Consider the following 25,288-nt stretch of genomic DNA (forward strand, 5'->3'; position numbering starts at 1 on the left):
TTTTCTTCCCTGACCGGTCCTGTCTCTTGAAGCTGCGCCGGTCGCTCCCTTCTTCACCCTCAGACAGCCAAGCCCGGCGAACGGTGACTTGGCCTTGAACAGGGGACCATTATGTCAATTATCGGCTGGATCATTCTCGGCCTCATCGCCGGCTTCATCGCGAGCAAGATCGTCAATCGCTCCGGTGAAGGCTTCTTCATGGATATCGTGCTCGGGGTCGTCGGTGCGCTGGTCGGCGGCTTTATCTTCAACGCTTTCGGCGCCCACGGCGTCACCGGCTTCAATCTTTATAGCCTGATCGTCGCCGTCATCGGTTCCATCGTGTTGCTGGTTCTGTATCACGCGCTGTTCAACCGCCGCAGCTACTGAAGCAAGCGCTTCAGAAAAGCCGCCCTCCCGCTTGGGATGGGCGGCTTTTTTATGCCTGTTTGCATGCCTTGGCCCACACGGGGACGTGACGCTGCGGCGTCTTAAAAGGGCTTCAACCCGACGCGCCTCGATCCCATTTCCGGATGCATAGGGACGTTCAATCGGGCGTTCTTAACCGGAAAGGAAAATGACAATGGACAAGGATCGTTCGGCTGGTATCGGCCACCAGATCAAGGGCAGCGTCAAGGAAGCAGCCGGCAAAGTGACCGGCGATCACAAGCTCGAAGCCGAAGGCAAGCTCGAAAAGGCCGGCGGCAAGGTACAGAACGCCTATGGCAGCGCCAAGGACAGCGTCCGCGACGCCGCACGCAAGCACTGATCTGATTTTACCTGGCGACAGGTACGCGCCGGCCGGGGGAAACCCCGGCCGGCTTTTTACGGTTCATGCAGCTGGCTGATCATCCGGCAGCGTTCGCTGCACCAGTTGGTGGATGAAATCCATTTTGTGAATGACGGCAGGCGTGAGGATGAAGGGGTACAGATCACCCACCCCCATGCTGCGGTTGAGGCTATTGACCGCGAAGGTCAGCGGCAGCCAGGCCTCGATCAGTCCTTCCACCGCTCCCGCCCCATAGGGATTGAGCGTGATATCGGCCTGCAGATCGACCGCGTTCATGGGGTGAATGCGCACGCCGAAAGCCTTGGCCGTTTCCAGCGTATCGACGATGTGCAGGTAATGCGCCCAGGTTTCCGCGAAATCCTCCCAGGGGTGGGATGTCGCGTAATGGGAAATAAAGTCGTTCTGCCAGCCCGGCGGCGGGCCATCCTGATAATGGCGCTGTAGGGCCTGGCCGTAATCCTGGCTGTCATCCCCGAAAACCGCCCGGCACTGCTCAAGCTTATGACCGTCGCGGACCAGGACATCCCAGTAGAAATGCCCGATCTCGTGGCGAAAATGCCCAAGCAGGGTGCGGTAGGGCTCGCCCATTTCGGTGCGCAGCTTTTCCCGCGCCGCGTCGTCCGCTTCCGCCAGATTGAGCGTGATCAGCCCGTCGTCATGGCCGGTCAGCACGCGCGGGGCGCCGACGCCCGGCGGATCGGCCAGAAAATCGAAGGCAAGCCCGTGGTCCGGGTCGTCCGCCAATGTCGGCAGCGGCAGATTGAGCTTGATGAGCTGGTAGAAAAGACGGTGCTTCGCCATTTCCAGCCTCTGCCACTGGCCAAGATGATCGGCTTCGCCGAGCGCCGGAATGGTGCGATTGTGCCGGCAGGCGATGCAAAAAATATCCTCGGATTCGGCCGGCAGCAGCCAGTTGCAGGCATTATGCTGGGCATTGTCGCAAAACCGATATTGCGCCTCGCCACCCGCCGCAGGCCGCCAGAGGTCACCGTCCTGGCTTACCGCCTCAAGCTGAGAGGCCAGAGCGTCGTAGCCCAACCGCGAGCCGCAGCTTTCGCAAAGCGTATTCTCGAAAAAGAGTAGCTGGCTGCAAACCTGACATTGAAAGAGCTGCACCGCGTCCATCCCCAAATCATGCGTCGACCGAAACGGCCAAGACTTGGGCCTGGGACCGGCGCATAAAAGGCCGTGGCCGCAGACAATTTTGGATTAATTTGTGGGGAATCCGCCTTGCGGATTGGTGCGAGAGGGGGGATTCGAACCCCCATGACTTTCGTCGGTCGATTTTGAGTCGACTGCGTCTACCGTTCCGCCACTCTCGCGATGCAAGCGCTCTAGCATGCTCCCCGTCAGAGGTGAAGGCCGCACAGATGCGGGAGGGAGGTCTGCTTTTTGCACAGAAAAACCTGCCCCTGGTGGCGTTGCACTGCCGTGACACCTCCGCTATAGGGTGCCCCGCCCGCTGTTCCCGAATAGCTCAGTTGGTAGAGCAAGCGACTGTTAATCGCTCGGTCGTAGGTTCGAGTCCTACTTCGGGAGCCACGGGCCCTTTTCCTCCATACATGACAAAGTCTTCCTAGGCAGCCATCGCTGGCGGGCGAGCGCGGACTACCGCCGCGCATTTGCGACCTTTTTGTTGCAATCGCTGCCCCGGACGGCGCTGGTCTCCAAGTCAGCCCGCCATGGTGTTAAGCCCAAGCGGTCAAGTTGTACTGAAGGAAGAGACCGTGAAACGCACATTGCTTCTGGGCGCCGCCGCCTTCGGCCTGCTGGCTCCGCTGACGGCGGAAGCGCAGACAGCTGATAATCTCGCCGTCCTCAAGGGACTGGCCCCCGTATCTGCCCTGATGAACAAGCCTGCCGGGCTAGCGGCCCTCGCCTCCGACTATACGGTGACGGCCGGCATCCAGAGCGGCGCCATCCGCCAACCAACGCTGCTGCCCTTCGGCATGCAGTCGCAGCAGGCGCTGCGGGACGTCTTCATCACCGACGGCGATCTGGCCGAACTGTCCGACGGGCTGGGTACGACGCTCGGCAGCGCCTATCTGGCGCGCGCGCATTATATCGACCGTAAGACCTTCACCAGCCTGTCGCCCGCCGTGGAACAGCTGATCGCCTATAGCGGCGGCCTCACCTCATCCGACGCCGGGTCAGGCAAGTTCTTCTTCGCCAATGGCACGACGGATGGAAAGACAGCCGTTTCGGCCGATGCCGCCGCGATCTTCAAGGATATCGACGGCACGACCGATATTTTCGGCAAGGCCTATAACCTTCCGGCCGGCAGTCCGGACGGCGACAAATACGGCGATTCGCGCCCCTTCCAGACCATCAAGCCGATGCGCCCGATTGTCGGTCCCGACTACTTCAACGCGCCCGCCGACAATACCGTCTATAATCGCGGGCCGATGATGAACCTGACGAACAGCCCGTCCTTTCCCAGCGGCCATACGACCTACGGCTATACCGGCTCCATCCTGCTGGCCGAGCTTGTGCCCGAGCGCTTTCAGCAGATGATCGTGCGCGGTGCGGAATACGGTAACGACCGCATCATCGTCGGTGCGCATTATGCCATGGACGTGCTGGGCGGCCGCACGCTGGCGACCTATGACATGGCGCATCTGCTGGCCAATGACGCTGCCTATGTCGGGCAGACGGTGAAGCATGCCACGGTCATTTCCGACTATCAGGCCGCCGTGAAGACGGCCCGCGCCGATATGGTCAAGGCCCTGGAAGCCGGCTGCGGCGATACGGTCGCGGTCTGCGCGGCGGAAGATACCGGCCGCTTCAGCGATGCCGCCAATGATGCCGCCTTCTATGCCTCGACCCAAACTTACGGCCTGCCGGTGGTCTTCCCGAAAAACGCCGGCAAGCTGGAAGACGTCGCCACGCTGGCGCCGGAAGCGGGCTATCTGCTGACCACGGCTTTCCCCAGCCTGACCCTGGCCGAAGCCGATCAGATCCTGACCGTGACGGAAGGCCCTGGCGGCGGGTTTCTGGATAACGGATCCGCCTTCGGCGTCTATTCGCGCCTCAACCTCTATGCAGCCGGCGGCCAGGCCGCTGCTTTGGCCGCGACGAAAGCCGCCGCGAAACCCTGAGCGCCTCGCAGGCTGAGCCGGCTTCGGCCGGCTCAGCCTCCAGGTCGATTGACGTGGGAAATTTTCCCACATATTTTAGGCATATGAAGCATCTCGCCACGCTCCCGATCTGGCTCTTGGCCGTCCTGCTGCTCTCGGCCTGCGCCGAAGGTGCGCCCGGCACGCCGGGCACCGCGACCGCCCATATCGACGGTTCCGCCGATTTCTTCGCGGGTGTCGGCAGCAGTCATTGAGGCGACGCGCGTCAGGCGAGTGCCGCGCGAACGTCCTGCTTCGGCCAGCGCCGATGCAGCCAAAGCCAGGATCCGGGATCGTCCCTGATCCATCGCTCCAGCACGTCGTTCACCTGCCGCATAAGAGCAGCGATATCGGCGTGCCGATCCCCCGAATCCGGCAGCGCCAGCGGTGCTTCAACCTCCAGCCGCAACCGCGCCGGGCCTAGACGGCGGATGCGGCCTGGGATGACAGGACAACGAAAGCGGAGTGCCAGCGCAGCCAGAGCCGGCGCGGTCATCGCCGGACGTCCGAACAGATCGACGGCGATGCCGTCATTCATCTTCTGATCGACCAGCATGCCGAGATAGCCGCCCTGGCGGAGATGCGCAAAAGCCCCGCGCGCGCCCATGGCACCTTTCGGGAACATTGGCAGCGCCATACCTGCCGCCTGATGACGCAGGCCATTGACGGCGGCGTCCACTGCCGGATTGGCGAGCGCCCGATAGAAACTCGCCATCGGAATGCCGATATGGGCCAGAATTGGCGGCAGCATTTCCCAGTTGCCGATATGCCCGGAGAAGAAAATTGCCGGCCCACCCTTGCTGATCTGGGCTTGCAGGATCTCTTCCCCGCTGATGTCCCAACCCGGGCCTGACGCCGTACGCGCGAGAGCGCGCATATGCGGCAGTTCACCCGTGGTGCGGCCGATATTCTCCCAAACGCCGCGTATCACCTGCTTGCGCTCGGCCGCATCCAGTTCCGGCATGGCGTAGCGCAGATTGGCGTCCGCCACCTTGACCACCGGAAGCCTAGTGCCAATCGCCCTGGCGATCGCACCGCCGATATTGGACGCACGGGCGGGTGACAGGCTCCGCAATACGGAGCACATGCCAAGGAAAGCGCCGCGTTCCAGCGTGCGAGTAAAACCTTCGAAACGTCGCGCTTGAGCCAAATCCGCCTTCTCTGACCTGCCATTTTTCAACGTCGAATGTGTGAATTCGGTGACGCTGGAACAAGTCCGGCAAACGTCAAGCCAGCCAGGATAGGAGCTCAACGCATGGGGCCCTTTCGCTTGCAACGGAGCGAAGCGGCCATATCTGCGCGTCAACAGAAGACCATCAGGAGCCATTGCGATGCTGACACGCAGAATGCTTTTCCCGACAGCGGCGGCGGCCGGATTGCTGGCGACAGCCGGCATCAGCACGGCAGCGCATGCCGATAGCGGACCGCAGGACACCGTCAACCACGCCCTCGGGACTCTACAGGATCTGCGCGGCGACAAGGAATTCGGCAATGCGCTGCAACTGATGCACCGCGCGCGCGCCGTGCTGATCGCCCCGCGCATCTTCAAAGCCGGCTTCTTCGTCGGCGGCGAGGGCGGACGCGCGGTGATGATGGCGCGGGGCGTAGACGGCAGCTGGAGCCACCCAGCCTTCTACACGATTGCCTCGGCAAGCTTCGGCTTACAGATCGGCGCTCAGGAATCCGAGATGATCATGTTCGTCATGAGCGGCCGCGCCCTGGACGCCCTGATGCGCAACAAATTTCAGTTCGGTGCCAATGCCGGGCTTGCGGTGGCAACCCTGGGCTCCACGGTTGCGGGTGCCACTACCACCAATGCCGGGCCCGATATCGTGGTCTGGGCGTCGTCGTCCGGCGCTTATGCCGGCATCAGCCTGGACGGCACCCTGGTGCAGCCGCAGAGCGATGCCGACCTCACCTATTACGGCCGGCCGCTGACGAGCCGCGAAATCGTCCTCGGCCGCATGGGCCACAACCCGGGCGCCCTGCCTTTGGTGCATAGCATCGACCGGCTTTGACCTATGCGATGGAAGGCGGCCGCAAGGCCGCTTTCCATCGAACGAGCCAGGCCCGGCGCTGAGCCAGTCCGATCAGGCCACCGTTCAGGCGCAGCGTGACATGGGGACTATCGTCTGCCGCCGCGAAGGGCAGGCAGCCGCATTGAACGAAATCCGCCACCGCGCATTCCAGAAAGTGGGCCGGGCTATTGACCAGATCAGGGTCGGCGATCAGGTCCAGGCCTATCGTCGTGCTGAGTTTCTGGTAGTTCGCGCGGCCAGTGATCTGCGATCCACCGCGACCGCGGAAAGTCCAGCCGTCATCGCTGCCGGGCAGATTGCCGAGCCGGCCGTCATAGACCGCATTCGCAATTTTCTCAGGCGAATAGGCAAAAGCGCCAGCCGTCGCAGCCGTAACCGGTTTGGCCAGGTCGCGACCAATCCTGCCGCCGAATAGTTCAGATTTTCCTCAATCTCCGTCCCGCCACCGCATTCATGGCTGAACTGCGCCATGGCATGGGCCACCAGCAGATCGCGCGTCAGACCGTATTTTATGAAAACGCCGGGGGCCGCGGCGACGAGCGCAGCCCTAAGGCCGGGGATTTTTCTGTCTCCCTGCGGCCAGAGCGCATTCAGGATGGCGTTGCTCAGCATGGTGCCTGGGCTTTCGCATCGTTACGTTAGTAAAACTAACAAACTGCGTGGCAATTTGCCAGCGATATTCGCCGAGCGAAGCCGGGGTTACCCTGCCTTGCGAGACCGGCTAACCTCGGAAACCCGCATTTTCCGTGAAGCGATCATGACCTTGCCTTTCGCTCTGCCTTCGTCCGCCGGCCCGACCCATGGGCGTTGAAACCGTCTTCACCGGCGGCCGCATCGTCCTTGACGATGACGTCCTGAACGGCAGCCTGGCGGTCGCGGGCACGCGGATTGCAGCGATCGATGCCGGCGCCAGCGCCCTTTCCGCCGCCATCGACCTCGACGGCGATCTGCTGATCCCCGGCCTGATCGATCTCCATACCGACAATCTGGAACGCCAGGTGCTGCCACGGGCGACCGCGCGCTGGCCTTCGCGCTCAGCCATGATCGCGCATGACGCACAATGTGCGGTCGCCGGCGTCACCACCGTCTTCGACAGTTTCTGCGTCGGCGACCTGGGCTTTCAGGAGGAGCGGACCCGCACCTTCGTCGATGGCGTGGCCGATATGGATGAGTTGAGCGCCGCCGGTCTGCTCAAATCCGAGCATCTGCTGCATTTGCGTTGCGAATTGCCGGCGCCCGACATGGAAGCGCTGTTTCTGCCCTATGCCGATCACGCGCGGCTGGCGCTGGTCAGTCTGATGGACCACTCCCCCGGCGTCGGCCAATGGGGCGATGTCGAAAAATACCGCGACCTTTTGCGCCGCGACGGGCTGACGGAAGAGGAAGTCGAAACCAAACTCGCCCAGCAGCGCGCGTCCCGCGCCCAATGGCGGGCGCATAACCGGAAGGTCGTGCTGGATAAAATGCAGGGCCGCGCCATCGCATTGGCCAGCCATGACGACCGCACGCTGGAAGACGTTGCCGAGAATGTGGCGGACGGCATCCGCATCGCCGAATTCCCTGTGACGATGCTAGCCGCCCAAGCCGCCCAAAGCTACGGGATGACGACCATTGCCGGCGCGCCCAATGTGGTGCGCGGCGGATCCCATTCCGGCAATGTGGCGGCAGCCGACCTGCTGCGGGCCGGCGCGGTGGATGCCTTCGCCTCCGACTATGTGCCGGCGGCCATGCTGGAAGCCGCGATCATGGCAACGACGGTGGCGGGCTTGTCGCTGCCGCAGGCGATTGCGCTGGTCACCGATCATCCCGCGCGGATGGCGAATCTCGCCGATCGCGGCCGGATCGCACCCGGATTGCAGGCCGATCTGGTGCGCGTGCGCCTCTATGACGGCGTGCCGATCGTGCGCGGCGTCTGGCGGCAGGGGGAGCGCGTGGCATGAGCAGCGCAGCAGGGTTTCGTGTCGCCGTCTATTACGCGCCGGCCAAGGATGATCCGCTCTGGACGGCCGGCTGCCAATGGCTCGGCCGCGATCCGGAAAGTGGCGAGGAATTTCAGCCGTCCGAAGCCGTGACCGACCCTGACCTGACCCGCGACCCGTCCGGCTATGGCTTTCACGGCACGCTGAAACCGCCGATGCGCCTTGCCGATGGCGTCAGCTACGAAGCTTTCCTTGAAGCGGTACAGGCTTTGGCGCAGGGGCTGCGGCCTTTCGCGATGCCCCGTCTTTCCGTACAGAACCTGCACGGCTTTCTGGCGGTGCGGGAAGCCGAGCCCAGCCCCGATCTGCAGGCCTTGGCCGATGTGACGGTCGCCAGCCTCGACGATTGCCGGGCGCGACCGAGCGAGGCGGAATTGGCACGGCGGCGAAAAGCCGGCCTTTCTGCCCCCGAAGAGGCCATGCTGGCGCGCTGGGGCTACCCTTACGTCTTCCAGCTATGGCGCTTTCACCTGACGCTGACCCGCCGGCTGGACGCGGCCGAGATGGCCAGACTGCTGCCGGCCGCCGAGGCTTTTTTCGCGTCGAGCCTGACTCAGCCGCGCGTTTGCGACAGTCTCGCGGTCTATACCCAGGCCGAAAGCGGCGCGCCCTTCACCTTGACGGCGCGCGTCCCGCTGGGTGGTTAGTTAGCTCGCCTGGGCGGCAACAAGCTTCTGGAGATCATCGAGGCTGATGGCACCCGGCACTAGTTGGGTGCCGACGATGATGCCCGGTGTGCCAGTGATGCCGAGTTGCTGCGCGAGCGTCGTATTGGCGGTCAGGCGCTGGGTGATGGCCGGGTCACTCATGTCATGGATGAGCTGATTGCCGTTCAGGCCAAGCTGATCGGCCAGATTGCGCAGATGGCTTTCGGTTGGCGGCGCCGGCTCGGTCATCAAGGCCGCCTGCATCTTTTCGTAGCCGCCCTGGCGCTGCGCCGCGAGCAGGGCATGGGCTTCCACGACGCTGTTATCGCCCAGAATCGGGATATCTTTGAAGACGACGCGGACATTGGGATTCTGTTTCACCAGCGCCGAAAATTCCGGCCGCATGACCCGGCAATAAGGGCAGCGCGTGTCGTAGAATTCCACAACCGTAATCGGCGCATGGGGATTGCCTATCGAGGGATCGGCCGCATTGCTCACCAGTTCGGGCTGCGCCGCAGCAATGGCCTTGCCCTGGGCGTTCGCCTGGGACGCCTGATCCTGTGCCTGCAATGCGCCGATGGCGGCGCGCAGGATGGACGGGTCTTCCACCAGTTCCTGCCGGATGAGGGCGTTGACGGCCGCGCGCTGCGCCGGTGTCAGCGCCGAGCCGTCCGCCGCCGACGTGCTTTGCTGGGCGAAAACCGGGCCGACACCAGCCACTGACGTGAAAATCAGGCCGGCGGCCAGGAAAACAGAGCGATAGGACATGGCGGTCACTTTCCCCAGGAACACTCAATAAGCGCGCCGGAAGCGCACCCATGCGGTTGCCGCCGCATATGAAGCCGTTTATGGCACCCTTCCATAGCTTGGGCCAATCCGGCCCCCGACCCCAACTGGAGTGGCGCGCTTTTCGCGCGAAGATGATGATGGCAATTTTTCCGGCCTCGCCCATTCGGTTTTCGAAGACGAAATCCCTCTTCCGGTCCACGGCGGCCATGGCGGCGCTTGCCGTCGGTCTCAGTGCCTGCGGCTTGGGCAACCTGGCCCATCGTCGCCTGCCGGGCGCCGGGCCGAACCCGAATGACGCGCCGGTTCCGGGTGTGACGAAGGCCGATTGGTCCGGCGTCGTCATTGCCGACGAGCCCCTGGCCGCCGAAGCCGGCCGCACCATCCTGGCCAATGGCGGCACGGCCGCCGATGCGGCAACGGCCGTCGCCTTCGCGCTGATGGTCACCCTGCCTTCCCGCGCCTCGCTGGGCGGTGGCGGCGGCTGCGTCGCCTACTCACCCTTCGTGAAGACGAATGGCGTCGCCCAGCCCGAGGCCTTCGTCTTCACATCGCCATCCGCCGCGACCGCCGGCAGCCGTCCGGCAGCCGTGCCGATGACGGCACGCGGCCTGCTGCTGATGCAGGCGATCTACGGCTATACGCCGATCCAGCAGCTGATAGCGCCGGCCCAGCGCATGGCCGCTCTCGGCGTGCCGGTATCCAAGACGCTGGCGAATGACCTGTCCGTCGTGGCCGGCCCGCTTCTGGCGGACCCTTCGGCCCGCGCCGTCTTCGCCAATGCCGCCGGCCAGCCCTTGCAGGCCGGCGAGACGATGGTGCAGCCGGATCTGGCCAACACGCTGGATGTCTTGCGCGCCCAGGGCGTCGCCAATCTTTATCAGGGCCCGTTCGCGCAAAGCTTCTCCCAGGCATCGGCCCAGGCCGGCGGTCCGATCAGCCAGGCCGATCTGGACCATGCCGTGCCGCTGGAAGAAACACCCCTTACGCTGCATGACGACCGCAATGTGCTGAACTTCCTGCCGACCGACGGCGGTGTCGCGGCTGCCGCCGCTTACCAGCAGATGCGCAAGGACCCGACCAACCCCGCCGGCGCCAATAATGCGGCGCTGGCCGTCGCCACCGCCTATCGCAACGGCACCGATCAGGCCGATCCGCAGGCTTTGCTGAAGGACGCCAATCTGCCGGCCGGCAGTCTGCCGCCGCTGGCGGCCTCGACCAGCTTCGTGACGCTGGACGGGTCGGGTGCGGCCGTCGCCTGCTCACTCACCATGAACAATCTGTTCGGCACCGGCCGCATCGCGCCCGGCACCGGCATTCTGCTGGCCGCCGCGCCCGACCATGGCCGCGCGCCGCTGCTCGCCCCTGTGCTGATCTGGAACAAGCCTACGAATTCCTTCCGGGCCGCCATTGGTGCCACAGGCCAGGAAGGCGCGCCGCTGGCAGCCGGCATTGCCGCCTATAACGCCTTGCATGACCGTGGCCGCGCCTTCGGCATGACGGTGCCCGAGCCGGGCCGTATCAATGGCGTGAACTGCCCGGATCGCGTGCCGGGCGACTTCAAGAGCTGCGTCTGGGTGACCGATCCGCGCGGTACCGGCATCGCCATCGGCCATATCGGCAAGAAGTCGAACTAACCGGCAGGGCGTCGCGGCATGGCCCTGAAAATCGGGCGGGGCGCCGATATCCCGCCCTTTCGGGTGATGGATGTCATCGCCGCCGCCAATGCCCATGCCGCGAAAGCGGGGCCGCATGACCCGCGCGTCATTCGCATGGAAGTCGGCCAGCCCGCGCTGGGTGCGCCGCTTCAGGCCGTTGAGGCCGCAATGGCCGCGCTCGGGCGCGGCCATCCACTGGGCTATACGGAGGCCTTCGGGCTGACAAGCCTGCGCCATCGCATCGCCCGGCATTACCAGGACTGGTATGGGACGAGCCTCGACCCGGCCCGCATCGCGGTCACGACGGGCGCTTCGGGCGCCTTTCCGCTCGCTTTCCTGTCGGCCTTCGACCCGGGCGACAGCATCGCCCTGGCCGCCCCCTATTATCCGCCTTACGTGAATATCCTGACCGCGCTCGGCATGAAGCCCGTCATTCTGGAAACGGATGCCGAGACCCGCTTTCAGCCGACCGTCGCGATGCTGGAGCGGCTGGAGCCACGCCCGGCAGGGCTGATTTTGGCCAGCCCCTGCAACCCGGCCGGAACCATGCTGCACCGGGACGAACTCGCCGCCATCGCGCAATGGTGCGACGCCAATGGCGTGCGGCTGGTCAGCGACGAAATCTATCACGGGCTACATTACGACAGCCCGATCGCGACCGCCGCCGCCTTCAGCCCGTCCGCCATCGTGATCAACAGTTTCTCGAAATACTTTTCCATGACCGGCTGGCGCGTCGGCTGGATGGTGCTGCCGGAAGATCTCTGCCGCGCGGTGGAACGGCTGGCGCAGAATATGTTCATCAGCGCGCCGCATATCGCGCAAGTGACGGCCGAGGCCGCTTTCGACTGCGGAGCGGAACTCGACGCGCGGCGGGAGGGCTACCGGCGGTCGCGCGACCTGCTGCTGGAGGCTCTGCCGCGCGCCGGTTTCACGCGGCTGAGCGCTGCCGAAGGCGCGTTCTACCTCTATGCCGATATCAGTGACCGTGGCGAGGCAAGCACGGATTTCTGCGCACGCATGCTGCGGGAACTGAGCATCGCCGCGACACCAGGAGTCGATTTCGACCACCGGCATGGCGCGCATTTCGTCCGCTTCAGCTATTGCGGCGGCGAGGCCGAGATGGCGGAAGCGGCCGAGCGCCTTCTGCGCTGGTAGCCGTCACCCTGACCCAAACAAAAACGGCGGCCCCTGCGAGGGCCGCCGTTTTTGTTTCTGCTGTCAGACCCTGTCAGGCACCACGGACGCGCAGGATGGCGCGGGCGGCGAGGTTGATGGCCAGAACTGTCATCATCACCAGCAGGGCGGCGGCGAAGGCCAGCGCATGGGCCGAGGCGAAGGGCTGGTTGATGAAGCTCCAGATGACATAGGTCAGATAGCCGATCGGCTGATGCACGACCTGGCCGTTCCAGAGATAGTTGGACCAGCCGGCGGTGTAGATCAGCGGCGCCGTCTCACCGACCGAAATGGCCAGCGACAGCAGAATGGCGGTCAGGATGCCCGGCAAAGCAACGGGCAGCAGCACGCGCATGACGACCTTGCTGTCCCCGGCACCGAGCGCATAGGCCGCTTCGCGCATGGGGATGGGGATCTGGCGCAGCACCAGTTCCGTCATCTTGGCCATATAGGGCAGGACCATGATCGCGAGAGTGATGGAGGCGGCCAGAACCGAAAACTTCCAGCCCAGCCAGTTCACCATTGTCACGTAGGAGAAATAGCCGAGCACGATGGACGGCACGCCCGTCAGCACATCGGCCATGAAGCGGACGATCTGACCGAAGCGGCCGTTGCCGAATTCCGCCAGATAGATGCCGGCGCCAACCCCGATGGGCACGCCGAACAGCAACGCGCCGATGGACAGCACGACCGTGCCTTCGATGGCATTGAGCAGACCGCCGCTGACGCCCTGCGTCACCTGCGTCAAAAGCTGCACAGACAAGGCGGAAAAGCCGCGGACCAGGACCAGAAGAATAATGTCGATCAGCGGCGCTGCGACCAGCAGAAAGCTGAAGGCGCAGAAGGCCCAGCCGATGCTGCTGCGCAGCTTGCGGCCGGCAACCGCGCGCGGCTTCGTGGCGGCGCGGTTGAAGCTGGGGGCAAAGGCCGCCTCAGTCATTGTCTCTATCCCAAAATCGAGAAGCGAGAGGGCCGGCGGCGGATTGCCGCCTGCCCTGATCAAAAAGGTTAGCGACTGGCGCCTTTGCGGACCAGGAGACGGGCCACGATATTGACGACAACGGTGATGACGAACAACACGATGGCAATTTCGGCCAGCGACTGCACGGCAAGACCCGATTCGTCCTGCTCGGCGCTGTCGAGCTGCGACAGAATGAAGGAGGCCATGGTGCTGATCGGGCTCATCAGCGTCGTCGGCATATAGTTCAGCGCACCGCCGGAGACCATGAGAACGGCCATGGTCTCACCCAGCGCACGGCCCAGGCCCAGGATGACCGCACCGATGACGGCTGGGCGGATCATCGGCAGCATAGTGAAGAAGACCATCTCGAACTTGGTCGTGCCAAGCGCGTAGGCAGCTTCCTTCGCTTCCTTGGGGATGCGGGTGAGCGCGTCGAAGACCGTGATGGTGATGACCGGAATGACCATCAAAGCGAGCACGAGGGAGGAGGAGAGCAGGCCGAAGCCGCTGCCGCCGGCCTGCGCCAGAAAGGGGATGAAGGGGAAAACCGCGGCAAGGACCGGCGCGATGATATGGGCCGCGATCGGCACCAGGACGATGATGCCCCAGAGGCCGTAGACGACGCTCGGCACCACGGCCAGCAATTCCACCACGATGGCGAAGGGGGTGCGCAGCTGGCGCTTTACACCTTCCGCCAGGAAGACCGCGATCCCGAGGCTGACCGGAACCGCCACCAGCAAGGCAAGGAAGGAGCTGGCGAGTGTCCCGGCCACGAAGACAAGGCAACCGTAAGTCGCACCGATCGGGGCCAGCACACCATGACGCGGAACCGGATCGGCATAGAGATTGCCGAGATCCCATGTCTTGGTGAGCAGGAAGTCGATGCCGTTGAACCGGATCGCCGGCCAGGCATAGACGACAAGGAAAAGGAGAACGGCAGCGATGACGACCGGGATAACCCCGGCCAGACCGATCAAAGCCATGCGGAAGGGGTTTGTGGGCCCCCGCCGACCTTTTGCCTTCACGGCCGACCGGGCAAGCCCGGCCGACGTGGAATCCATCTGAGCCTGGCTCATGCGATTAGGCGGCGATCGTCGCGATGCGGGCGTGGCTCTGCATGCGGATCTTGTCCGGCAGGGCAACGAAATGCACCTTGGAGAGATAGTCGCCGGTGCTGCCGCCCGTCGGATCGATCGCCCAGGTCAGAAGACCCTTGATCGCCTTGGCGAGCGCGGCGCTCGGCTGCTTCGAGTCGACGATCGCGTATTCGTAGTTGATGATCGGGTAGGCCATCTCACCGTCAGCGAAGATCAGGCTGATGCGCTGATCGGCCGGGGTGGAGTCGATGAGGCCGGAAGCGGCGGCCACGATGGTCTGCGGGTTCGGCAGGACGAACTTGCCGGCCTTGTTCTGCAGCGGGGAGACGCCGAGGCCAGCGGCCTGGATCTGCGCCAGGAAGCTCACGCCGACATAAGCGATCGAGTAGGGGTTCTGGGCCGCAGTCTGCACCATGCCCGGGTTGCCGATGGCGCCGATTCCACCCTGAACCGCCGGCCAGCTGACCGTGGTGCCGAAGGCAACGCTCGAGGCCCATTCCGGGGTCGACTTGGACAGATACTGCGTGAAGATGAAGGTGTCGCCGCTGCCATCGGTGCGATGGATCGGGAGGATGGCGTGGTTCGGCAGAGCAACGCCCGGATTGAGGGCGGCGATCGCCTTGTCGTTCCAGTTGGTGATCTTGCCGCTGTAGATGCCCGCGAGAACCGGGCCGCTCATGTTCAGCGCGCTGCCGTTCAGGCCGGGCAGGTTGTAGATGATGTTCTGAGCCGAAATCGCCAGCGGGATGTTCAGCATGGTCGGGTTCTTCTTGACCTGCGGGCCGGCCATATAGGCGTCGGACGCGCCGATCTGCGCGATGCCCTTGATCGCCTGGGCGATGCCGGTGCCGGAACCCGTGCTCTGTGTCGTGATGCGGAGCGTCGGCGCGATCTTGCTATAGCCCTGAACCCAGAGGTTGAAGAGCGGATAGAGCAGGCTGGAGCCCGTCTCGAGGATCGTCACATCTTCGGCCGCGTGGGCAGCGCCGACGATGCCAGGAATGGTGAGGCCAACAGCCGCGAGGCTGACGGATTTCAGAAATTGAGCGCGCGTAACGCGCGGAAGCAGCGTGCCGTCCGACATGACATTCTCCAAAGCCTGATTAACAACGATCCGAGTGACCGCGGTGCGAGGCGTTTACGAGGGGATAACCGGGACTGGGATGACAGTCGCGTTGCAGTTCTGTGACATCCTTACCTTTTGTAAAAATTGCCCCAGCTTTCGCCTTGAAGGCGGGAGGAAGAAACGCATGGCCTTGCACGCCATGGCGCGATAATATTTTGCCTTGAGCGACATGGACCGCGTTTCTTTGCCCGCGTGGGTGGGCTGCCAGTCTGTGAGCGTCAGTAACCGGGCCTGCCGCCCCACCATGTCATAGCATAGGCCCATCGTGCGCGAGCGCGACATGGCCGTTGCGTGACGCGATTCAGCGGCATGCGCCAGAGGATAAGGGGAGCGTCATGCCGCCCGACGTTATGCCACGCGCCGTCACCGACCACCTGCGCCACCCCGAATTGCGGCTGCTGCTCGCCGATGTCGCGATCGGCGTCGATGAGAGCCTGACCGAACCTTTCCTGCTGACCACCGAGCCGCGAATTCTGCTCGGCGCCCCGCTGCTGTCGCCATCGGCCGAAAGCCTGTTTCATATGCGCCACGCCATGGAACTGGCCTGGCTGAGCGGTATTGCCGACCCGGCCCTCGCGGGCCTTGCCGCTGCCCGCTGCGCCGCTCTGGCCGTGGCGCTGGAGACCTATGGGTCTGCCGGGGCCACCCTGCCCGGCTGGATCGCGCCCCTGACGGGCTATGCCGCTCCGGACCTGACCACGGCCCGGCGTCTATGGGCCAAGCTGAGCATCTATCAGCAGGCCGGACCGGGCCAGGATCTGAGCCCCGCATCGCACGCGAAACTCATCGATGCCTGGTCCATCCTCGGGCCTAGCGAATGGCTGATGGAGCAGGGCGGCGATGCGCGCCTGGGCGTCGATCCCTTTACTGGCCTGAACGGCTACGGTTGCAGCCACCGGCCCCGCCCCTGGGCGGTGACCTTCGCCTCCTCCACCGCCTCGTCGGTCTCGGAGCGCGGCTATCTGGGCGCGGAAGCCGCACGGCGCCGCATGATCACGGCCAGCTTCGGCGGCTCGGCTGCGGCAGCCGTCTTCACGGAAGCCGACCGCGTGCGCGCGGCGCTCGCCTATCATTTCGATCTGGTGACCGGCACCGGCATCGTTCTGGCGCCGTCCGGCACGGATGCCGAGCTGATTTCCCTGGCACTCGCCAGCGCCGGTGCCGACCGCCCGATCACCAATATTCTTCTCGCACCGGAAGAAACCGGCAGCGGTGTGCCTTTGGCCGCGCGCGGCCAGCATTTTGCCGCCGATACCGCGCTGGGCGTGGCGGTGACGAAAGCCACGCTCATCGACGGCTTCCGCCCCGATACCGTCCTTGTCTCGGTCGCCGTGCGCGGCGCCGATGGCGCTGTGCGAAGTGCGTCTGCCATCGAAGCCGATTGTGTGGCGGCGGTGGAAAGCGCGATTGCCGCCGGGCAGCGGCCGATTCTGCATCTTCTGAATGTCTCGAAAACGGGGTTGCGGGCGCCGCGCATCGATTCCGTCATGGCGCTGTGGCAGCGCTTTGCGGGCGCGATGGATGTGATCGTCGACGCCTGCCAGACGCGGCTGCATCCCGGCACGATCCGCGATTATCTGGCACGCGGCTGGATGGTGCTGATCACCGGCTCGAAATTCTTCACGGGCCCGCCCTTCTCGGGTGCCCTGCTGGCCCCAGCCGAGGTCACCGCGCGCCTGGCGCGGAACCCGCTGCCCTCGGGCCTGTCGCTTTACTGCGGGCGGGCCGAGTGGCCGCGCGCCCAGGCGGGACTCGACTGCCTGGACAGCGGCCCCAGCGCGCTCGGCGGCAATTACGGCCTGATCCTGCGTTGGCAGGCGGCGCTAGCCGAAATGCAGGCTTTCGCGGAAGTTCCGGGCGACAGGCGGCGCGCGACACTGCATCGCTTCGTCGGTCATGTGGAGCGCTGCATTGCGGCGACTGACGGCCTGACAGCGGTCAATGATAACCCGCCCGGCGACAACCCGGCCGACTGGGATCTGACGGAGACCATTCGCTGCTTCGCGCTGACCCTGCCAGCCGGGGAAGCTGTCAAAACCGGTGCCGATGAGGCGCGCTTTCTGGACTTGGTTGCCGCACGGAAGGTCTATTTCTGGCTCAATGCCGATCTGACCGAGGCGCTCGCTGACCGGGTGCCGGAAGCCGAGCATGAGACCCTGCGCCGCCGCTGCCATATCGGCCAGCCCGTCGCCGTGACCGTCGACGGAGAAGCGGCCGCCGCGCTGCGCGTATCGGCCGGCGCGCGGCTGATTTCCGGCGAACCGTCGCTGGCGCAGCTGGCACCAGACGAACGGCTGGAGCGCGAACTGGCCGATGTGAGCCTGCTGTTTCGCAAGATCGCACTCATCCTGCGGCATTTCGATCGGCTTTCGGCGACGAATCCGCGACCGAGCTACGATTGACGGCACAGTCCCAGGCTTAGGTTCCCAAGGGCTCGGTATTGTCGCCGTTGTGCTGGATGACGAGCGACGCCGCCATGGCGCGGGCAATCCGCAAAAGTTCGGCCCGTCCGTCCTCCTGCAGATCCCGGTAGAGATTGAGCAAAGCGCGCTCGTCCGATCCCTCTGCGGTCAAAAAGGCAGCGTCATGCCCCCCGTCCAGAAGATAGCCGACGGAGACGCCGAGAACGGCGGCCACCCGCGTGAGATTGGCGCGAACCTGACCGGTGCGGTCGGTTTCCCATTGCGCCACGGCGCTGCGGGAGACGCCGATGCGGCGCGCCAGATCATCCTGCGTCAGCCGTAGCGCCTGACGGCGCTGCCGAATGCGGGCGGCCACGCCGGAGGCCAGCCCTGTCGTCTCGGCCTGGCCCAAACCGGTCCGGCCCGGCGCGGCGCTGGCTGCTGGTTTGCGTGTCAATTTCCTCTTGCCCAAATATGTTAGTTAATCTAACGTTTCTGATAGATAACAAACCACCGCTCGGCCCGCATCTCCGGTGACCCTAGCTGAGCCTTTATCTCCCCCTCAACACAGATCAGCCGCGCCCCGCCAATGTGTGATCGCCAAGGTGAGCGACCGCTCGATCTTCCGTCAGGAGTTTCGCGCATGACGACGCCACAGCCGACGGCCTGGCCACAGAAAACGCAACGGCGCGCCGCAGCCGGACGGCCGGATGCCTCTCCCGAAGCGCAGGCGCTGATCGCCTGTCTGGAGGAAGCCGGAGCCACCCTGCTGTCTCTGCCGCCCACCGGCTTTTCACCGCATCTGCGCACCACGGCGCTGCCGGTTCTGCGGGAGGCGGCCGAATCCTATGGCTGGTCGCTCACGGAATTGCGGGCGCCGATGCCATCAGCCGCCCGCATCAGCCGCATGGACAAGGCCATGGGCTATCTCGCGCTGATCCCGCAGGACCGCTATCTGCTCCGCCGGATCGTGGGCTGCCGCGCGCTGGTTCACCCAATTCATGGACGCCATCTGTTTTCCTGGCGCCGTCTGGGGGAGGCGCTGGGTGCCGATCACAAAGCCGTGCAGCGCTGGCACGCCGACGGTATCCGCATCATTCTCGATGGTTTGCGGCGTCAGGCTGCCGGCATTGACTAGGATCATGACTCCGGAACCTTGCCGGAATGACCGTTATGCCTGCCCGGGGGCCGCCGTCGCTTGACCGTCTATGAGCAGGCCGCTACCCCGCGAGGATCGTGAAGGAAACGCCTCGCCCGTGACAATCGCCTCCTCAGCCCTTTCCATTGCTGATCGCATGTCACGCGTGACCGGCCTCGGGCGTCGCCCGCTCAATGCCGAAGCGACGATCAAGACAGCCCTAAACGGCGCACCGGCCAGCGCTTTCGGCCCGGAATTCGGCATGGCGCAATTCGCCGAGGGCCTGACGGTGCTGTTCAACGCGCTGGAGCGCGAGGCCGATCTGTCGCTGTTCGGACGATTTGCCGTCCGCTGGGACACCATCCGCTGCCTGCGCAACCTGATGCGGATGTGGCGCGAGGAGGAAAGCGCGCCTGCCATCGTCAGCACGCCCATCCACCGCCCGCTGATCATTACCGGCCTTCCGCGTAGCGGCACGACCTTCTTGCATCGCCTGCTGGACTGCGACCCCATGACCCGCAGCCCCAGTTGCTGGCAAACCATGGCGCCCTACCCGCCCCTGCACGGGCCGGACAAGCGGCGCGCGCAGACGGATCGCGACCTGCGCTATTTCGGCCAGATCGCCCCCGGCTTCCGGGACGTGCATCCGCTGACCGCCGATATGCCGCAGGAATGTACGGAGATCACCGCTCAGATCTTTCAGTCGCTGCGGTTCGATACGACCTTTCGCATTCCCAGCTATCTGGCCTGGCAGGATGCCCAGGGCCATAGCCTGGCCTATCGCTTTCACAAACGCTTCCTCCAGCATCTGCAATATCAAAGCGGCGACGCACCGGAAGCTGTGCAATGGGTATTGAAATGCCCCGATCACGTCTTTGCCCTTGATGCGGTGCGCCAAGTCTATCCCGATGCGCGCATCGTCTTCGTGCATCGCGATCCGCTGAAGGTGCTGCCCTCCGTCGCGAAGCTGACGGAAATCCTGCGCCAGCCCTTCACGGGCGTGCAAAACAAGACGGATATCGGCGACCAGGTGACCGGGCGCTGGCATCAGGGTGTGGAAGAGATGATGGAGGTCGCCGACAGGGACGATGCGGCGCAGAGCAATGAGCCGGGCATCTGCCATATCCAGTATCGCGAATTGATCGCTGACCCGATCGGCACCATCGACCGTCTTTACGGCCATTTCGGCAAGGATCTGCATGCCGATGCGCGCACGGCCATGGAGACCGAAATCAACCGCAGAAAGCGTGGTGGCTACGGCCAGAACGTCTATCATTTCGCGGAACACGGCCTGGACGCGAAGCGAGAACGAACCTTCTTTAAAAGCTATATGCAGCGCTTCGGCATCATCGAAGAAGTGCAGGTTTGATTTTTATTTTGATATCGTAAATTTTATCTGGACAAATACCCCAGAATTTCCCACATAAATATACATGATGGTTGTTTGCGTCGTTGACGTGATCAACCGCTTCTAGGTTGATCAGACGATCAGCCGCTTTCTCCACCCAATCCGACCTGAGAGGCCCCGATTTCCGCATGGATTTGGGGCTTGCGGCTTTTGCGGACGAAGTCCTGGCATCGGCAGAGCAAAGCCCGGCCCGCCACCACCGCTACCTGATGGAGCGGCTGGAGGCCGTCAGCACCGGCGAGATGGACCGGCTGATGGTGCTGATGCCCCCGGGCTCGGCCAAATCGACCTATGTCTCGATCCTGTTTCCGGCCTGGTATCTGGCGCAGCATCCGCGCGCCGCGCTGATGACCTGCTGCCATACTGACAGTCTGGCCAGCCATTTCGGCCGCCGCACGCGGGCTCTGGTGCAGGAACAGGCCGAGATTCTGGGCTATAAGATCGCCGGGGACGAACGTGCCGCCCATCGCTGGCGCACCAGCCGTGGCGGAGAGTATTTCGCGACGGGCCTGCGTGGACCCATCACCGGACGCCGCGCTGACCTTGTCATCATCGATGATCCTGTCAAATCCTGGGCGGAAGCGGATTCGCCGCTGGCCCGCGAACATGCCTGGAACTGGTACCGGTCAGACCTGCTGCCGCGGCTAAAGCCGCGTGGCCGCATCATCCTCGTCATGACGCGCTGGCATCAGGATGATCTGGGCGGACGCATTCTGGAGATGGAGACCGGCTGGACGTCCGTGAAACTGCCGGCGCTGGCTGTCGCCGCCGACCCGCTGGGCCGTGCGCCCGGCGAGGCGCTTTGGCCGGACTGGGAGGATGCGGCGGCCCTGCTGCGCAAGAAGGTGGCCATGGGCGAACGCGCCTTCGCCGCTTTGTTTCAGCAGGACCCGCGCCCCCCGGCCGGCGGCCTGTTTCTGACCGAGCGCCTGCGCCTGACCGATGGCGGCCAGTTTCAAACCCTGGCAGGGGTCCGCGCCTGGGATCTTGCCGCTGCCGTGCCGGCGCCGGGCCGCGACCCGGACTGGACGGTGGGACTGCGGCTGGATCGTGACACAGAGGACCGCTTCATCGTGCAGGACATTCGCCGCCTGCGCGGCACGCCCGGCGAGGTCGAGGCTGCGATCCTGTCGGCCGCCGTGCAGGACGGCACCGCCGTGGTGATCGCTCTGCCGCAAGACCCAGGCCAGGCTGGCCTGGCGCAGATCGCCTATCTGACCCGGAAACTGGCCGGATATACTGTGCGGTCATCACCCGAAACCGGATCGAAACTGACCCGCGCCAGTCCGATTGCGGCGCAGGTGGAAGCCGGCAATGTCAGCCTGATCCAGGCCCCATGGAATCGAAGCTTCGCCGAAGAGCTAAGGGATTTTCCGCATGGCGCGAAGGACGATCAGGTCGATGCACTGTCGCGCGCCTTCATGACGCTCGCGACACCCACAAAACCCGCCCGCCGCTTGCAAGTGCCCTTGCTGGGCCGATGATCCTGTAAACACGGATTGCCATGTTCGACACATTGCGTGCCCTGCTGCCGCGCGATGCGGACTATCCGCCGCGCGTCGCCGAGCTTGACCTATTGTGCCGCGTGCTGAACGGCACGCTGTATGACAGCCTGCCCTATCAGTTCCATGAGGAGCGCGGCGCGGGTGGCGAGTATATTCCCATCCGCCAGCGGCGCCCCTCGATCCGCTATGCGCTGTGCCGCACGGTGGTGGAAGACAGCGTCGCCCTGCTGTTCAGCGAAGGGCATTTTCCACGCATCCTGTGTGACGATCTGACGTTGCGCAGTTTCCTGTCCGACCTGATGCAGGATTGCGGGCTGAATGCGGTAATGACGGATGCGGCGCTGCGTGGCTCCGTCGGCTCGGTCGCGATTCTTCTGCGGATCCTGAAAGGCCGTGTCTATGTCTCTGCCCTCGACAGTCTGTATCTGACGCCCTGCTGGCGGCTGGATGCGCCGGATGTGCTGCTGAGCGTGACCGAGCAATACAAGGTGCGCGGCACGATGTTGCGGGCACAAGGCTATGAGATTGCGGACCCTGACATCGATTATTGTTCCGCCGCGTCTGGGACAGCGAGTGCGAGACCTGGTACCAGCCCTGGCCCGTCGGCCTGCCCGCTGTCGTCGCGCCCGCCATCGACGACAGCCGGTCGATCCATCATCGCCTGGGCTTCATACCCCTGGTGTGGATCCGCAACCTACCCGGGGGTGACAGCGTCGATGGCGGCTGCACCTTCCGCGCCGCTATCGAGACAAGCATCGAAATAGACTACCAATTGTCCCAGGCCGGACGTGGCTTGACCTATAGTTCCGACCCCACGCTTCTCATCAAGGAACCGGCGACCGCCGATCGCGAAATTATCAAAGGCGCCGGCAATGCCCTGGTGGTCAGCAAGGACGGCGACGCCAAGCTGCTGGAGATTGGCGGCACAGCCGCCAATGCGGTGATCGACTACGTGCGCGTGCTGCGCGAGTTGGCACTGGAAAGCGTGCATGGCAACCGGTCTTCCGCCGACCGCATCGCCGCCGCGCAATCCGGCCGTGCGCTGGAATTGATGAACCAGGGTCTCATCTGGCTCGCCGATAATCTCCTTATTTCCTATGGAACAAACGGCATTCTGCCGTTGCTGCGGATGGTTCTGCGCGCCGCCGAACGCTATCCGATTACGGTTCTTGGCCGGCAGGCGCCGAAAGCGCCCGTCGACACGCGCCTGACGCTTGATTGGCCAAATTGGTATCCGCCCACAGCGGCAGACCAGTTGGCCGCAGCCCAAAGCCTTTCCACCCTCGCCACCGCCGGACAGATCAGCCGCGAAACCGCCGTGCGCAGCATCAGTGATGCCTATGGCGTCACCGATGTCGCCGCCGAGCTGGCGCGCATTGCCAAGGACAGAATGGATGACGACTGCTGAAACTATTACACCGGAAACCGAACCCGACAGCGTGGAAGCGCTGAAGGCGCGCGCCGCCGCGCTGGAAGAGCAGATACGCAGCTTGTCCGAACAGGCCCGCGCCAATCTTCTGACGGCGGAACTGAAGACCGAGGCGCTACGCGCCGGAATGGTCGATCTCGATGGCTTGAAGCTGCTGGACACATCCACCCTCACTATCGGCGAGCAAGGCGAGGTGACGGGCGCGACGGCGCTGATGGATCGCTTCCGGCGCCTGAAACCCTGGCTGTTTGGCCAGGCGTCCACCACCAGCACGACCGCCGCCCCGCCTTCGCCACAGCCGCCGCGCATGAAGCCGGCGACCGAGATGACGAAGGATGAATACCGCGCGGCGCGCGCCGCGATCCTCCGCCGCACCTGATCTTCATCCCCCCAATCAGCATCGAGAGGATCGCCATGGGCATCCAGAATTTTCCGGCAGCCTTGCAGCCGATCATCCAGCAGGGCTTTCTGGAACGCGAGTTTCAGCAAGCCTTGCGATCGCGCCTCGGCTATCGCGCGGTTGCGGACCGGGACGAGATTGCGGTCGGCATCGGTGAGACGTTGACCAAGACCCGCGCCGGGCTGAAGCCGAGTGTCACAACCCCGCTATCGCCCGCGCTCAACACCAATCTCGACAATGGCCTGACGCCGTCGAGCTGGGGCGTTGAGCAATATACGCTGACCTTGAATTTTTATGCCGCGACGGCCGACCTCAATATGGTCACCAGCCGCGTCGGCATTGCCAGCCAGTTTCTGCAAAACGCCTATACCAATGGCGAACAGGCTGCCCGCAGCCTGGATGAACTGGCGCGCAACGCCCTGTTCAACGCCTATTTCGGCGGCAATACCCGCGTAAGCGCGACACTTGCCAGCGCCGGCCCGACGATCGCCGTGGATGACATTCGCGGCTTTCAGACGATCTTCGTGAATGGCGTGCAGGCAGCGGTCTCGTCCGGCAATCCGCTGGCCGTCACGATCGGCAGCGACAGCTATACGCTGATCGGCGCGGCGGCCGACAGCGTGAATACCTCCACCACGCCTTACGGCATTTCCGGCGAATTGACCTTTGGCAGCAATGTCACGGTGGCGGATGGCACCGGCGGCAATAGTGTTCAAGCGGCCACGGCCAGCGCCATTCTGCGGCCGGGCGGCCGCACCAATACCACGCTGCTGCAAGCGACCGATACGCTGGCCATGGGCAATCTGCTCGATGCCGTCGCGACCTTGCGCAAGAACGCGGTGCCGGAAATCGACGGCGTCTATAACTGCTATCTGGATCCGGTCTCGGCCCGGCAGCTATTTGCCGACCCCGATTTCAAGACTCTGTTCACCGGGGCAACCTCCAGCAATGCCGTCTTCCAGGATGGCATGGTCAACGACTTCCTGGGCCTGCGCTTCATCCCGACCACGGAAGCCTTCGTGCAGCAGCATCCGACGCTGGCGAACCTGCATATCCGCCGCCCCATCATCTGCGGACAAGGCGCGCTGATCGAGGGCGATTTCGCCGGCATCGGCGCGGATGATGTGGCGCCGAAGGACTCCATCGTCACCATTGTCGATGGCGTCGCCATGGTAACGCGCGAGCCGATCGACCGACTGCAGCAGATCATTGCCCAAAGCTGGTATTGGATCGGCGGCTTCTGCGCGCCGTCCGACACCACCACGACGCCGCTGACCGTGCCGACCGCGACCAATGCCGCGTTCAAGCGCGCGGTGATGGTCGAGCATGTGGGGTAACGGTCATGGCCAGCGGCAGCATCGCCGCCTTCAGTCCGGAAGCAACCGTCAGCGTTGCGGCCGGCATCGCCAGCAATGCGGTGGCTTTGGGCGGTAGCGGCCCGTCCCTGCTCGTCTTCAACAGCACAAGCAGCATCGCCTTTCTGCGCCTGGGCGCCAGCACCAGCCTGACCGCGACCAGCGGTGATCTGCCTGTGCCTGCCGGCGTGCAATTGCTGCTGACGGTGGGCGCCACGGTGACGGCGGCCGCCGTTCTGCTCAGCAGCGGCAGCGGCACGGTCTATCTCACCCGTGGGTCCGGCTCGGCATATTGAGAGC

General features: G+C 64.3%; 26 protein-coding genes, 2 tRNA genes and 1 pseudogene. 19 read left to right on the top strand and 10 right to left on the bottom strand.

The genetic code is table 11. From position 1 onward, the window contains the following. Positions 1-111: 111 nt before the first annotated feature. Positions 112-369 (top strand): GlsB/YeaQ/YmgE family stress response membrane protein, encoded by a 258-nt coding sequence (locus ASILVAE211_RS06055; RefSeq protein WP_227320403.1) that lies wholly within the window; start codon positions 112-114, stop codon positions 367-369. 193 nt (positions 370-562) lie between these two features. Continuing rightward, positions 563-748: a CsbD family protein gene (locus tag ASILVAE211_RS06060; RefSeq protein WP_227320404.1), complete on the top strand. Its 186-nt coding sequence runs from the start codon at positions 563-565 to the stop codon at positions 746-748. Between the two features lie 63 nt (positions 749-811). On the opposite strand, the gene ASILVAE211_RS06065 is transcribed toward ASILVAE211_RS06060, so the two are convergent. Further along, positions 812-1,885 carry a zinc-binding metallopeptidase family protein gene (locus ASILVAE211_RS06065; RefSeq protein ID WP_227320755.1) on the bottom strand — a complete coding sequence of 358 codons (1,074 nt, stop codon included), beginning with the start codon at positions 1,883-1,885 and terminating at the stop codon, positions 812-814. 122 nt (positions 1,886-2,007) lie between these two features. Further along, positions 2,008-2,091 (bottom strand) — tRNA-Leu (locus tag ASILVAE211_RS06070). 144 nt (positions 2,092-2,235) lie between these two features. Here ASILVAE211_RS06070 and ASILVAE211_RS06075 point away from each other — a divergent pair. From ASILVAE211_RS06075 to ASILVAE211_RS06085, 3 genes are all read left to right on the top strand, one after another. Further along, positions 2,236-2,311: transfer RNA gene (locus ASILVAE211_RS06075), tRNA-Asn, on the top strand. A gap of 185 nt (positions 2,312-2,496) precedes the next feature. Further along, entirely contained in the window at positions 2,497-3,867 is a 1,371-nt protein-coding gene (locus ASILVAE211_RS06080) for a phosphatase PAP2 family protein (RefSeq protein ID WP_227320405.1), read from the top strand. An 83-nt stretch (positions 3,868-3,950) separates the two neighbouring features. Then, positions 3,951-4,100 (top strand): hypothetical protein, encoded by a 150-nt coding sequence (locus ASILVAE211_RS06085; RefSeq protein ID WP_227320406.1) that lies wholly within the window; start codon positions 3,951-3,953, stop codon positions 4,098-4,100. A gap of 11 nt (positions 4,101-4,111) precedes the next feature. Here ASILVAE211_RS06085 and ASILVAE211_RS06090 read toward each other — a convergent pair whose 3' ends face one another. Further along, complete coding sequence (locus ASILVAE211_RS06090; protein ID WP_227320756.1) at positions 4,112-4,972, bottom strand: lysophospholipid acyltransferase family protein; 861 nt, start codon at positions 4,970-4,972, stop codon at positions 4,112-4,114. 244 nt (positions 4,973-5,216) lie between these two features. On the opposite strand from ASILVAE211_RS06090, the gene ASILVAE211_RS06095 reads away from it, so the two are divergent. Then, positions 5,217-5,903: a lipid-binding SYLF domain-containing protein gene (locus ASILVAE211_RS06095; RefSeq protein ID WP_227320407.1), complete on the top strand. Its 687-nt coding sequence runs from the start codon at positions 5,217-5,219 to the stop codon at positions 5,901-5,903. Position 5,904: 1 nt separating this feature from the next. Here ASILVAE211_RS06095 and ASILVAE211_RS06100 read toward each other — a convergent pair whose 3' ends face one another. Then, positions 5,905-6,063 carry a hypothetical protein gene (locus tag ASILVAE211_RS06100; protein WP_227320408.1) on the bottom strand — a complete coding sequence of 53 codons (159 nt, stop codon included), beginning with the start codon at positions 6,061-6,063 and terminating at the stop codon, positions 5,905-5,907. A gap of 78 nt (positions 6,064-6,141) precedes the next feature. Beyond that, positions 6,142-6,324: pseudogene (locus ASILVAE211_RS26450) on the bottom strand (hypothetical protein); the annotation flags it as partial. Between the two features lie 400 nt (positions 6,325-6,724). On the opposite strand from ASILVAE211_RS26450, the gene ASILVAE211_RS06110 reads away from it, so the two are divergent. Beyond that, positions 6,725-7,864: an alpha-D-ribose 1-methylphosphonate 5-triphosphate diphosphatase gene (locus ASILVAE211_RS06110; RefSeq protein WP_227320409.1), complete on the top strand. Its 1,140-nt coding sequence runs from the start codon at positions 6,725-6,727 to the stop codon at positions 7,862-7,864. Next, positions 7,861-8,550 (top strand): DUF1045 domain-containing protein, encoded by a 690-nt coding sequence (locus ASILVAE211_RS06115; RefSeq protein ID WP_227320410.1) that lies wholly within the window; start codon positions 7,861-7,863, stop codon positions 8,548-8,550. The genes ASILVAE211_RS06110 and ASILVAE211_RS06115 overlap by 4 nt, the downstream gene beginning before the upstream one ends. Here ASILVAE211_RS06115 and ASILVAE211_RS06120 read toward each other — a convergent pair whose 3' ends face one another. Next, positions 8,551-9,318: a DsbA family protein gene (locus ASILVAE211_RS06120; protein WP_227320411.1), complete on the bottom strand. Its 768-nt coding sequence runs from the start codon at positions 9,316-9,318 to the stop codon at positions 8,551-8,553. It abuts the gene before it with no gap. Positions 9,319-9,476: 158 nt separating this feature from the next. On the opposite strand from ASILVAE211_RS06120, the gene ASILVAE211_RS06125 reads away from it, so the two are divergent. Together ASILVAE211_RS06125 and ASILVAE211_RS06130 are read left to right on the top strand one after the other, a co-directional pair. After that, on the top strand, positions 9,477-10,973 hold the full coding sequence (locus tag ASILVAE211_RS06125) for a gamma-glutamyltransferase (protein ID WP_227320412.1): 1,497 nt from the start codon (positions 9,477-9,479) through the stop codon (positions 10,971-10,973). Positions 10,974-10,991: 18 nt separating this feature from the next. Beyond that, entirely contained in the window at positions 10,992-12,149 is a 1,158-nt protein-coding gene (locus ASILVAE211_RS06130; protein ID WP_227320413.1) for a pyridoxal phosphate-dependent aminotransferase, read from the top strand. Between the two features lie 73 nt (positions 12,150-12,222). Here the strand turns inward: ASILVAE211_RS06130 and pstA are convergent, their stop codons facing one another. The 3 genes from pstA to pstS form a co-directional block, all read right to left on the bottom strand. Next, the gene (pstA, locus tag ASILVAE211_RS06135) at positions 12,223-13,107 is read right to left on the bottom strand and encodes a phosphate ABC transporter permease PstA (RefSeq protein WP_227320414.1); all 885 of its coding nucleotides are present in this window, start codon (positions 13,105-13,107) and stop codon (positions 12,223-12,225) included. A 68-nt stretch (positions 13,108-13,175) separates the two neighbouring features. Then, positions 13,176-14,189, bottom strand: a complete 1,014-nt coding sequence (pstC, locus tag ASILVAE211_RS06140) for a phosphate ABC transporter permease subunit PstC (RefSeq protein ID WP_227320415.1) — start codon at positions 14,187-14,189, stop codon at positions 13,176-13,178. A 19-nt stretch (positions 14,190-14,208) separates the two neighbouring features. Further along, positions 14,209-15,309, bottom strand: a complete 1,101-nt coding sequence (gene pstS / locus ASILVAE211_RS06145; protein ID WP_227320416.1) for a phosphate ABC transporter substrate-binding protein PstS — start codon at positions 15,307-15,309, stop codon at positions 14,209-14,211. A 377-nt stretch (positions 15,310-15,686) separates the two neighbouring features. On the opposite strand from pstS, the gene ASILVAE211_RS06150 reads away from it, so the two are divergent. Then, positions 15,687-17,753: a hypothetical protein gene (locus ASILVAE211_RS06150; RefSeq protein ID WP_227320417.1), complete on the top strand. Its 2,067-nt coding sequence runs from the start codon at positions 15,687-15,689 to the stop codon at positions 17,751-17,753. A gap of 16 nt (positions 17,754-17,769) precedes the next feature. Here ASILVAE211_RS06150 and ASILVAE211_RS06155 read toward each other — a convergent pair whose 3' ends face one another. After that, complete coding sequence (locus ASILVAE211_RS06155) at positions 17,770-18,210, bottom strand: helix-turn-helix domain-containing protein (protein ID WP_227320418.1); 441 nt, start codon at positions 18,208-18,210, stop codon at positions 17,770-17,772. A gap of 186 nt (positions 18,211-18,396) precedes the next feature. On the opposite strand from ASILVAE211_RS06155, the gene ASILVAE211_RS06160 reads away from it, so the two are divergent. From ASILVAE211_RS06160 to ASILVAE211_RS06195, 8 genes are all read left to right on the top strand, one after another. Continuing rightward, on the top strand, positions 18,397-18,891 hold the full coding sequence (locus ASILVAE211_RS06160; protein ID WP_227320419.1) for a DUF6362 family protein: 495 nt from the start codon (positions 18,397-18,399) through the stop codon (positions 18,889-18,891). Between the two features lie 118 nt (positions 18,892-19,009). After that, positions 19,010-20,260 carry a sulfotransferase family protein gene (locus tag ASILVAE211_RS06165; RefSeq protein ID WP_227320420.1) on the top strand — a complete coding sequence of 417 codons (1,251 nt, stop codon included), beginning with the start codon at positions 19,010-19,012 and terminating at the stop codon, positions 20,258-20,260. 167 nt (positions 20,261-20,427) lie between these two features. Further along, positions 20,428-21,783 carry a phage terminase large subunit gene (gene terL / locus ASILVAE211_RS06170; RefSeq protein WP_227320421.1) on the top strand — a complete coding sequence of 452 codons (1,356 nt, stop codon included), beginning with the start codon at positions 20,428-20,430 and terminating at the stop codon, positions 21,781-21,783. A 20-nt stretch (positions 21,784-21,803) separates the two neighbouring features. Then, entirely contained in the window at positions 21,804-22,568 is a 765-nt protein-coding gene (locus ASILVAE211_RS06175) for a hypothetical protein (RefSeq protein WP_227320422.1), read from the top strand. Between the two features lie 29 nt (positions 22,569-22,597). Beyond that, positions 22,598-23,212 carry a phage portal protein gene (locus tag ASILVAE211_RS06180; RefSeq protein ID WP_227320423.1) on the top strand — a complete coding sequence of 205 codons (615 nt, stop codon included), beginning with the start codon at positions 22,598-22,600 and terminating at the stop codon, positions 23,210-23,212. Next, positions 23,199-23,612: a phage scaffolding protein gene (locus ASILVAE211_RS06185; protein WP_227320424.1), complete on the top strand. Its 414-nt coding sequence runs from the start codon at positions 23,199-23,201 to the stop codon at positions 23,610-23,612. Before ASILVAE211_RS06180 ends, ASILVAE211_RS06185 begins: the two co-directional genes overlap by 14 nt. Before the next feature lie 35 nt (positions 23,613-23,647). Beyond that, positions 23,648-24,970, top strand: coding sequence for a DUF4043 domain-containing protein (locus ASILVAE211_RS06190; protein ID WP_227320425.1), 1,323 nt, complete (start codon positions 23,648-23,650; stop codon positions 24,968-24,970). 5 nt (positions 24,971-24,975) lie between these two features. Continuing rightward, positions 24,976-25,284 carry a hypothetical protein gene (locus ASILVAE211_RS06195; protein WP_227320426.1) on the top strand — a complete coding sequence of 103 codons (309 nt, stop codon included), beginning with the start codon at positions 24,976-24,978 and terminating at the stop codon, positions 25,282-25,284. The last annotated feature ends 4 nt before the right edge of the window (positions 25,285-25,288 follow it).

Source organism: Acidisoma silvae (assembly GCF_020618775.1).
Classification (GTDB): domain Bacteria; phylum Pseudomonadota; class Alphaproteobacteria; order Acetobacterales; family Acetobacteraceae; genus Acidisoma; species Acidisoma silvae.

What these genes read in the sequence shown, in the direction of transcription:
- ASILVAE211_RS06055 (WP_227320403.1), top strand. Translation starts at nt 112, where the DNA reads ATGTCAATTATCGGCTGGATCATTCTCGGCCTCATCGCCGGCTTCATC.
- ASILVAE211_RS06060 (WP_227320404.1), top strand. Translation starts at nt 563, where the DNA reads ATGGACAAGGATCGTTCGGCTGGTATCGGCCACCAGATCAAGGGCAGC.
- ASILVAE211_RS06085 (WP_227320406.1), top strand. Translation starts at nt 3,951, where the DNA reads ATGAAGCATCTCGCCACGCTCCCGATCTGGCTCTTGGCCGTCCTGCTG.
- ASILVAE211_RS06090 (WP_227320756.1), bottom strand. Translation starts at nt 4,972, where the DNA reads ATGTGCTCCGTATTGCGGAGCCTGTCACCCGCCCGTGCGTCCAATATC.
- ASILVAE211_RS06095 (WP_227320407.1), top strand. Translation starts at nt 5,217, where the DNA reads ATGCTGACACGCAGAATGCTTTTCCCGACAGCGGCGGCGGCCGGATTG.
- ASILVAE211_RS06110 (WP_227320409.1), top strand. Translation starts at nt 6,725, where the DNA reads ATGGGCGTTGAAACCGTCTTCACCGGCGGCCGCATCGTCCTTGACGAT.
- ASILVAE211_RS06115 (WP_227320410.1), top strand. Translation starts at nt 7,861, where the DNA reads ATGAGCAGCGCAGCAGGGTTTCGTGTCGCCGTCTATTACGCGCCGGCC.
- ASILVAE211_RS06120 (WP_227320411.1), bottom strand. Translation starts at nt 9,318, where the DNA reads ATGTCCTATCGCTCTGTTTTCCTGGCCGCCGGCCTGATTTTCACGTCA.
- ASILVAE211_RS06125 (WP_227320412.1), top strand. Translation starts at nt 9,477, where the DNA reads ATGGCAATTTTTCCGGCCTCGCCCATTCGGTTTTCGAAGACGAAATCC.
- ASILVAE211_RS06130 (WP_227320413.1), top strand. Translation starts at nt 10,992, where the DNA reads ATGGCCCTGAAAATCGGGCGGGGCGCCGATATCCCGCCCTTTCGGGTG.
- pstA (WP_227320414.1), bottom strand. Translation starts at nt 13,107, where the DNA reads ATGACTGAGGCGGCCTTTGCCCCCAGCTTCAACCGCGCCGCCACGAAG.
- pstC (WP_227320415.1), bottom strand. Translation starts at nt 14,189, where the DNA reads ATGGATTCCACGTCGGCCGGGCTTGCCCGGTCGGCCGTGAAGGCAAAA.
- pstS (WP_227320416.1), bottom strand. Translation starts at nt 15,309, where the DNA reads ATGTCGGACGGCACGCTGCTTCCGCGCGTTACGCGCGCTCAATTTCTG.
- ASILVAE211_RS06150 (WP_227320417.1), top strand. Translation starts at nt 15,687, where the DNA reads ATGCCGCCCGACGTTATGCCACGCGCCGTCACCGACCACCTGCGCCAC.
- ASILVAE211_RS06160 (WP_227320419.1), top strand. Translation starts at nt 18,397, where the DNA reads ATGACGACGCCACAGCCGACGGCCTGGCCACAGAAAACGCAACGGCGC.
- terL (WP_227320421.1), top strand. Translation starts at nt 20,428, where the DNA reads ATGGATTTGGGGCTTGCGGCTTTTGCGGACGAAGTCCTGGCATCGGCA.
- ASILVAE211_RS06175 (WP_227320422.1), top strand. Translation starts at nt 21,804, where the DNA reads ATGTTCGACACATTGCGTGCCCTGCTGCCGCGCGATGCGGACTATCCG.
- ASILVAE211_RS06185 (WP_227320424.1), top strand. Translation starts at nt 23,199, where the DNA reads ATGACGACTGCTGAAACTATTACACCGGAAACCGAACCCGACAGCGTG.
- ASILVAE211_RS06190 (WP_227320425.1), top strand. Translation starts at nt 23,648, where the DNA reads ATGGGCATCCAGAATTTTCCGGCAGCCTTGCAGCCGATCATCCAGCAG.
- ASILVAE211_RS06195 (WP_227320426.1), top strand. Translation starts at nt 24,976, where the DNA reads ATGGCCAGCGGCAGCATCGCCGCCTTCAGTCCGGAAGCAACCGTCAGC.